Here is a 7,484-nt window from a genome sequence, read left to right as displayed (position 1 = left end):
ATGAGCCGACACCTGTTCGAGACCACTCGACACATCGACGCACCCGCTGACTCGGTCTGGGGGGTGCTCTCCGACGTGGCCCGCTGGCCGGAGTGGACGCCGACGATCGACAGCGTCGAGCGGCTCGACTCCGGGCCGCTGCGGGTGGGGTCGCGAGCCGAGGTCCGGCAGCCGAAGCTGCCACGCGCGCAGTGGGAGGTGACCGAGCTCGTGGCGGGCCGCAGCTTCACGTGGGAGGCCACGGGTCCCGGGCTGCGCACGATCGGCCGGCACGAGGTCGACCCGGACGCTGGCGGCTGCACGGTCAGGCTGAGCATCGAGCAGACCGGCCCGATGGCCGGCGTGGCCGCGATGATGTGGCGCGGGCTCACGCAGCGGTACGTCGAGCTCGAGGCCGCGAGCCTCGATGCCCGCGTCACTGGCGCACCCCCGGCTGCGTGACGCCGCGCGAGCGGCTGCTCGACGCCGTCATCGACCACCTCGGCCGACACGGCATCGGCGACACCAGCCTGCGCGGCATCGCCGAAGCGGTCGGCTCCAGCCACCGGATGCTGATCTACCACTTCGGGTCCCGCGAGGGCCTGCTCGCCGAGGTCACGCGCGCCGTGGAGACCCGACAGCGGACGATGATGACGGCGACGTACGCCGAGGACCTGCCGCCGCTCGAGGCCGCTGCGATGTACTGGGAGGCGACGGTCGAGGCGACGCTGCGCTACGGCCCGCTGTTCTTCGAGCTCGCGGCCCACGCCGCCCAGGGGAAACCGCACGCCGCGGCGCTGCGGGAGGAGCTGATCGCCGCGTGGCTCCCGTCGGTCGCCGACCTGTGCCGGGCGATCGGGATCCCTGAGGACCAGGCCGCGGCCCACGCGCGCGTCGCGCTCGGCGCAGCGCGGGGTCTCCTGCTCGACCTGCTCATCAGTGGGGAGCGCGAGGAGGTGACTCACGCTGCAGACCTGCTCCACCGGCTGCTGCTGCTGTCCGCGGAGCAGGGCGGGGTCCTGCCTCGCGAGTGACGACCGGTGCGACTCAGCCGTCGGCGACCAGCGTGTTCTGAGCGACCACCAGCAACCAGCGGCCATCCTCCTTCGCCATCACGTACGTCGGACTGCCCTCGGCTGCACCCTCGATCGGGACCCCGTCCACTGTGGTGTAGCGCTGACGGACCTTGACCGCGGCGACGTCGGGGCGGATGAACACCACGTGCACGACCTCGTAGGTCTGGGTGGACTCGGCCATCGCCCCGGGCAGCACGGTCCGGGTGAAGGCCTCGATCTGGGCGCGGCCGTCGAGGAACCGGCCGCCGCCGGTCGTCCAGATCGCGTCCTCGCGGAACAGGCTCACGAACTCGTCCACCGACTCGTTCTGCTGCGCGTGCTGCAGCGTGGCAACCACGCCGGTGATGGCCTGCACGTCCGTGTCGGACGGCGCTCCGTGTGTTGTTGTCATGACTCTGACCCTGCCCCTTCAAGCGCACTCGAGGTCAAGTCCCTCTCCCTGCCGTGCGGACGGGCAGCTCGCCAGACCCGCAGGCCGTCACCGGCGAGCCGTTCCGGCAGGTGCACGAAGTCGTCGATCTCGTCGATGTGGTGCACGCCCGTCGGGACGCGTCCCCCGAGAATCGCCCCGGTGACCTGGGCAGCGACGAGCCCGGTGACGCGGCTCTGCTGTGAACCCGTCACGGCCTGCCACCGCTCCAGGCTGCCGCGCCTGCCGTCGACTCTGACCGCGAAGCCGTCGCTCCCGACGTGAATCCCCCTGAGGATCTTGGTGAGGAGCTCGATCCCACGATCCCCGCGCACGGCACGGAACAGACCGGTGCGACGTACGCCGAACAGCAGCGCAGTCGCCGCCCGGGAGTCGAAACAGAGCGTCGTCGCCACGTGGGCGACGGACAGGGTGCGACGCAGGGTGTGCTGGTCCGAGAACGGGAACGGGTGCGCCCGTCGCCTTCCGTAGCCTGGTAGCTCCACCCATCGAGGCTCCGCGTCGATCCGGCTCCGAGGCGCAGCCAGCTGTCTGACGGTCCACCGGATCCCATCCGCGCCATGTCGCTCCCCGGAGCCGATCAGCACGGTGATGTCGAGCTGATCCGCGTCGCCACCGAGCTCGTCGTGCACCCGCCGGGCCAGGAGATTGGTGAGCCCCGGCGCGAGTCCCACGCTGAGCAGCGCCGTCGCACCTCGCTCGTGGGCAAGGCCGCGCAGCTGTTCGGTCTGCTCCAGCAGCGCAGCGCTGGCGGACAGGTCGACCACGTGGACGCCGCGCGACAAGCACAGCCTGGTTGCCTCCGAGTCGGGTGGCTCCACCGCGAGCACCACGACGGCGACGCGGTATCGCTCGATCACGTCGACCAGAGCGGCCGGATCCGTGACGTCGAGCGCAGCGGCATGCACACCAGCGATCCCGGCAGCCGCCCTCCTAGCCTTGTTCCCGTCGCGGCCGGCGACGATGACCCGGCCGGGGTACGCGGCGGCAAGCGCCCGGGTCGTCACGACACCGACTGCGCCGTACCCGCCGACGACCAGCACCCGACCCGGGTCGGGCACCGGTCGCCGCGTCTCCTCATCTGTCGGCAGCGGTTGGCTCATCGGTGGTGGGCGTCCGGGTCGAACCCCTCGGGCGCCTGGTCGACGAATCCGGTGATCGAGACGATCCGACCCGTGTCGTCGAGCTCGAGCACGTCGGTGCCGGCCGCGAACGGCTCTCCGTCGACGACCAGCTCCCACTGCAGCCGGGCACGGTCGTGGTGGACGTCCGGCTCGACACGGGGGCGGAAGCGGTAGCCGGGCATGCGCTGGGCGAACTCGTTCCGGAAGCCGATCAGCTCGTCGGCTCCCCGCATCACGCCCAGCGGAACGTGGTAGTCGACCCCGTCCACGAAGGCTGCCTCGGCGGCCCGTCGCTGTTCGTCACCGGAACCGGCGTTCCAGAACTCGACGTACCGCTCGACGGCGGCCCGCTCGGGCGCTGTCGGGGTGTGGGTGGTGCTCTCGGTCATGACGATTCTCCTCGTAGTGACGTCAGGTTGCCGCTGCGGTTGTCGCGGCGAGGACCACTGTGGGGTCGGTTCGACGGCGGCTCAATAACGTGCGAGGTCATTGCCGGAAGGTCGATCCGGCGACATGGTTGCCGGCATGACTGCGATCGCCACGGCCTCTGAGGAGACGGTCGGGATGCTGGTCAAGCGCTGGAGGGAGCGGCGTCGTCGCTCCCAGCTGGACGTCTCCCTGGCCGCGGATCTGTCGGCGCGACACCTGAGCTACATCGAGACCGGCAGATCGAACCCCAGCCGGGAGATGATCGAGCGCATCTGCGAGGAGCTGGACGTGCCGCTGCGCGAGCGCAACCGGCTCTACCTCGCCGCCGGTTTCGCACCCGTGCATCCCGAGCGTCCCTTCGCCGACCTCGGCGCCGCCAGAGCCGCTGTGCAGGCGGTGCTCATGGGGCTGGATCCCAACCCGGCTGCCGCCGTGAACGTGTGCTGGGACCTGCTGGAGGCCAACGATCCGATGCGGGGCTTCCTCGCTGCCCTGCCCGACGAGCTGGCGGGTCCCCCGCTCAACATGCTGCGCGCGACGCTGCACCCCGACGGCCTGGCGTCCCAGGTCGTCAACCTCGAGCAGTGGCGTGCGCACACACTGCGTCGGGTACGCCGACAGCTCGAGCGCACTGCGGCGAGCGGACTCGCCGAGCTGCTGGCCGAGCTCGAGAGCTACGGCGACAGCGATCCGCCGGACCCGCCTGGACCGACGAGCCACGATCTGGTCGTCCCGCTGCAGATGGCCACACCGTACGGCGACCTGGCGCTGCTCTACACCGCCACCGTCTTCGGCTCACCGCGCGACGTCACGCTCGACGAGATCGCGATCGAGACCTTCTTCCCCGCCGACGACGCCACGGCCCGCATCCTCCGCTCCCTGGCGGACGCGAGGACCTGACCACGGGGGCCGTGCGCCGTCGGCTCAGCCCCAGCCGCCGTACGGCACCGTGATGATCTCGAGGTTGTGGCGGTCGGGGTCCTCCCAGTAGAGCCCGCGCCCACCGTCGTTGTGGTTGATCTCTCCCTCACGACGGTGGGATGGGTCAGCCCAGAACGTGAGCCCGCGGTCCCTGATCCGCTGCCAGATCGCGTCGAACTCATCCTCGGAGACGAGGAAGCAGTAGTGCATCCGCTGGAATCCGTCGGGGGCATGGTCGTCGGCGAAGTCCAGCGAGGTGTCACCGACCTGCACCACGACGAACGGGCCGTACGACGCCGGCTGCTCCAGTCCCAGGATCTCGACCAGGAACGCGGCGGAGGCGTGCTTGTCGGTGGCGTGGACGATGGTGTGGTTGAGGGTGACGGTCATGCCAGGGCTCCGTTCTCCGTCGGTTGTGTGCTGCCGTTCCGTCGGTCTCGCGCTAGGTGGCCAGGTCGGCGTACTCCCCCACCAGGGCCTGGGTCACGCCGACGAACCCGTCGAGGTGATCCTCGGTCACGCTCAGGCTGAGCGCGAGGTAGCCGCGCTCCGCAATGTAGTAGCCCCGCGCGAGCAGGTCGTGGAAGAGCAGCCGGCGGCGACGGACGTCCACCCCGGCGATGTCCGACCACCGCGTCACGGGTGCAGGGGTCGGATGGATCGTCATCATCGAGCCGATCCCCGTGACACACCATCCGATCGGGACGAGGGCCTCAGCCAGCCTCTCGCGCAGGCGATCACCGCGCCGGTTGAGGAGCGCGAGCGTCTCGGCGTCGAGCAGCCTGGTGACAGCCGGGCCGACGGCCATGGTGAAGGCGTTGTTGTTGAAGGTGCCACCGTGGGTGAGGCCCCCGCGGGCAGGGTCGTAGGCCGCCATCAGCTCGCGTGACCCGCCGAAGGCACCGAAGGACAGTCCGCCGCCGAAGTACTTGCCGAGCACGGTCAGGTCCGCGCGCACGCCGTACGCCTCCTGGGCGCCGCCGACGGCCAGCCGGGAGGTCATCACCTCGTCGAGCACGAGCAGCGCGCCGTGGTCGCGTGTGAGACGGCGGAGCGCGGCGAGGAACTCGGCCGAGGCCGGGATGCAGCCGCCCGCGCCGAGCATCGGCTCGACGAGCACGCACGCGATCTTCTCCCCGGCCTCCGAGAACTCCGCCTCGACGGCCGCAACGTCGTTGTAGGGCAGCACCGTGAAGTCGAACGGCACCCGCAACGGTGCGCTGCCGGGCAGGAACGTCATCGGTCCGCCGTGGTAGGCGCCCTCGAAGACGACCACGCGGTCGCGACCCGTGACGTGGCGAGCGGTGAGCACCGCCATCAGGTCGGCCTCAGTGCCCGAGTTGGTGAAGCGGACCTGGTCGACCGAGGGGAACCGGTCCACCAGTGCCCGTGCGAGGTCCGCCTCCGGCTCGCTCATGGCGCCGTACGACCACCCCCGGTCGAGCACGTCGCGCACCGCGTCGGCCACCTCGGGCCGACGGCCCACCAGACCGGCAGAGTAGTCGCCGAGCAGGTCCACGACCCGGGCGCCGTCGACGGTGGTGAGGACGGCGCCCTCCGCGTGCGCGATGCGTACGCCGAACGGCTCCGTGTGCAGCACCGACCTGGTGTTGCCGCCGGGCATCACCTCGGCTGCCTCGCGCGCGAGTCTCGCGCTCACAGGGTTGCTCGTGACGAAGCGCTGGACGGCGGTGTCCAGGGCTGTGCCGAGGGCGTCGGTCATGAACCTCAACCTAGACGCCACCCGACGAGGGCTACTTCGTCCGGTGCGACCGCTCGACCATGACCCAGGTCGACATCGATTCCGGGCGGGTGATCGTCCTGGTCGGCGTCGCCCCGGTCAGGCCGGGCGAGTTCGTCGTCTTCCGGATCGAGGCGGGGTCGCCTAGGCCAGCGAGATCAGGGGGGTGTGCAGCTGCCGAGCTTCTCGACGACCCAGGCCTCGAGCGCGTCGTCGTAGCTGCTCTCCGACGTCGGCTCACAGAGGTAGCGGTCGATCGAGACGACGTAGTGGCCCTTGACGTCCACGAGGTCGTAGAGCCACTCACCGTCACCCAACGCGCGTAGCTGCGGCCGGGTGATCTGGTCGAGCGCGCGCCTGTCGACCCTGCGCTCGACGTCGTACGTCGAAGGCAGATGCCCTTCGGCGAACAGGGAACCGTCCTCGAAGGCACGCACGGTGAGCGGCAGTCCCGCGCTCTGCACCCGAGTCCACCGAGCGACGAGCGCTTCCGGTGGGAAGCCGAGGTCGTAGCTCAGGGACGAGCCGTCAGCGGCGGAGCCACCCCAGCCGATCACCGGCTCCTCGTCGTACTCCGCGGCAAGGGATCGGAGAAGGGTAGGCACGTCGTCGGCCGTCGATCCACCCGGAAGCCCTACGACGTAGGTGCCCGCGACGTGGTCCCCCTGGGGGACATCTTGGGTCGTCAAGTCGATGGCGACCGCTCCGTCCATAGGGACGGCGGAGAGGCCGGTGCTGGTAGCCGCTCCGACAGCGGCAACCGTGGCGTCGGGTTCGAAGGCGCGCAACGCGACGGTGGTCCTTCCGGCAGTGACGGAGAGGTCGGCCTCTTCACCGTGGTGTGTGGTGCGGAAGGCGTCATACGCCTTCTCGACCACAGCAACGACCTGGTCGGTCGCCGCGTCAGGGTTCATCTCGACCTCGAGGGCCAGCTTGCCGGAGTCGAGAACCACCGGCACGGTGTACTCGAGTCTCACCGAGGTCACACCGGCGAGATCGGCGAGATCGTCTCGGAGCGTCTCGGCCTCGGACTCCCTGCTCGGATCGGCACAACCCACGAGCGCGACGGTGAGGATGGCCATGACGATCAGCGAGGCGACTGTTCTCATGCCCTCAACCTGCCTGCCTTCCGACGCACGCACCTGAGCCGAAGTACTCAACTGCGTGGTGGACTGCGGTGGTCGGTACCTACTGCTGCGGAGGCGATCAGTGCTTGACCAGTGTTCGAACATGTGTTCTAATAGGGGCAGCGTCAGTTCGTTGGACCGTTCCCAGCAATCTCGCCGTCGGCGCTGCGGCAGTTCGCCCCGACGGTGGGCGCGTTGGGTTCGATGACACGGGTGAGAGCCGGCACAGCCCCGGACGGACCGATCGTTCGTTCGAGCCTGGAGCACTCATGGACCATCCCGGCGTATCCGGCAGTCACTCGGTGCATCCGGTGTTGGCGTGCGCGGAGGCGGTGGAGGCTGCCCTGAAGGGCGTGGCCGGCGTGGATCCGGTGTTCATGGCGACCCCGGACAAGCAGGCTGCGCTGGTGCGGTTGACGGAGCTGGCGGGCCGGTTGGAGGAGCTGCGGCTCCGGGTGCTGGTCGCCGCGGGTGAGGTGGCAGAGCAGACCGGTGCCCGTGACCAGGCGGCCTGGCTGGCCCACGCCGCCCACCTCGACCGGCCCGAGTGCCGCCGCGACCTGCGCCTGGCCCGGGCCCTGGAGAACACGTGGCACGCGGTGGCCGCCGGGATGCGGGAAGGCACGGTGAACCCGGCCCAGGCCGCGGTGATCGTCC

General features: G+C 70.2%; 9 protein-coding genes and 1 pseudogene. 4 read left to right on the top strand and 6 right to left on the bottom strand.

Annotated features, from left to right (window positions below; translation table 11 throughout):
- Together VFZ39_RS13030 and VFZ39_RS13025 are read left to right on the top strand one after the other, a co-directional pair.
- A partial coding sequence (locus VFZ39_RS13030; RefSeq protein WP_330866198.1) for an SRPBCC family protein occupies positions 1–441 on the top strand: 441 nt, incomplete at its 5' end.
- A complete protein-coding gene (locus tag VFZ39_RS13025; RefSeq protein WP_330866197.1) occupies positions 438–1,013 on the top strand; it encodes a TetR/AcrR family transcriptional regulator in 576 nt (191 codons plus the stop codon). The genes VFZ39_RS13030 and VFZ39_RS13025, both read left to right, overlap by 4 nt.
- Positions 1,014–1,026: 13 nt before the next feature.
- Here the strand turns inward: VFZ39_RS13025 and VFZ39_RS13020 are convergent, their stop codons facing one another.
- From VFZ39_RS13020 to VFZ39_RS13010, 3 genes are read right to left on the bottom strand one after another with little or no spacing between them, the layout of a single operon-like run.
- Positions 1,027–1,446, bottom strand: coding sequence for an SgcJ/EcaC family oxidoreductase (locus VFZ39_RS13020; RefSeq protein WP_330866196.1), 420 nt, complete (start codon positions 1,444–1,446; stop codon positions 1,027–1,029).
- Entirely contained in the window at positions 1,443–2,588 is a 1,146-nt protein-coding gene (locus VFZ39_RS13015) for a saccharopine dehydrogenase family protein (RefSeq protein WP_330866195.1), read from the bottom strand. Before VFZ39_RS13015 ends, VFZ39_RS13020 begins: the two co-directional genes overlap by 4 nt.
- Positions 2,585–2,998 carry a nuclear transport factor 2 family protein gene (locus VFZ39_RS13010; protein WP_330866194.1) on the bottom strand — a complete coding sequence of 138 codons (414 nt, stop codon included), beginning with the start codon at positions 2,996–2,998 and terminating at the stop codon, positions 2,585–2,587. Before VFZ39_RS13010 ends, VFZ39_RS13015 begins: the two co-directional genes overlap by 4 nt.
- Before the next feature lie 136 nt (positions 2,999–3,134).
- Here VFZ39_RS13010 and VFZ39_RS13005 point away from each other — a divergent pair, with 136 nt between their 5' ends.
- Positions 3,135–3,938: a helix-turn-helix transcriptional regulator gene (locus VFZ39_RS13005; protein WP_330866193.1), complete on the top strand. Its 804-nt coding sequence runs from the start codon at positions 3,135–3,137 to the stop codon at positions 3,936–3,938.
- Between the two features lie 24 nt (positions 3,939–3,962).
- Here VFZ39_RS13005 and VFZ39_RS13000 read toward each other — a convergent pair whose 3' ends face one another.
- From VFZ39_RS13000 to VFZ39_RS12990, 3 genes are all read right to left on the bottom strand, one after another.
- Positions 3,963–4,349 carry a VOC family protein gene (locus VFZ39_RS13000; protein ID WP_330866192.1) on the bottom strand — a complete coding sequence of 129 codons (387 nt, stop codon included), beginning with the start codon at positions 4,347–4,349 and terminating at the stop codon, positions 3,963–3,965.
- Between the two features lie 52 nt (positions 4,350–4,401).
- Positions 4,402–5,682, bottom strand: a complete 1,281-nt coding sequence (locus VFZ39_RS12995) for an aspartate aminotransferase family protein (RefSeq protein WP_330866191.1) — start codon at positions 5,680–5,682, stop codon at positions 4,402–4,404.
- Between the two features lie 176 nt (positions 5,683–5,858).
- Positions 5,859–6,809 carry a hypothetical protein gene (locus VFZ39_RS12990; RefSeq protein WP_330866190.1) on the bottom strand — a complete coding sequence of 317 codons (951 nt, stop codon included), beginning with the start codon at positions 6,807–6,809 and terminating at the stop codon, positions 5,859–5,861.
- Between the two features lie 329 nt (positions 6,810–7,138).
- Here VFZ39_RS12990 and VFZ39_RS12985 point away from each other — a divergent pair.
- Positions 7,139–7,484: pseudogene (locus tag VFZ39_RS12985) on the top strand (DUF222 domain-containing protein); the annotation flags it as partial.

Origin of the sequence: Nocardioides sp., assembly GCF_036374615.1 — a bacterium.
GTDB lineage: Bacteria > Actinomycetota > Actinomycetes > Propionibacteriales > Nocardioidaceae > Nocardioides.
Note: the sequence above shows the minus strand (reverse complement) of the source record. Positions and strands in the feature narration are given on the sequence as shown.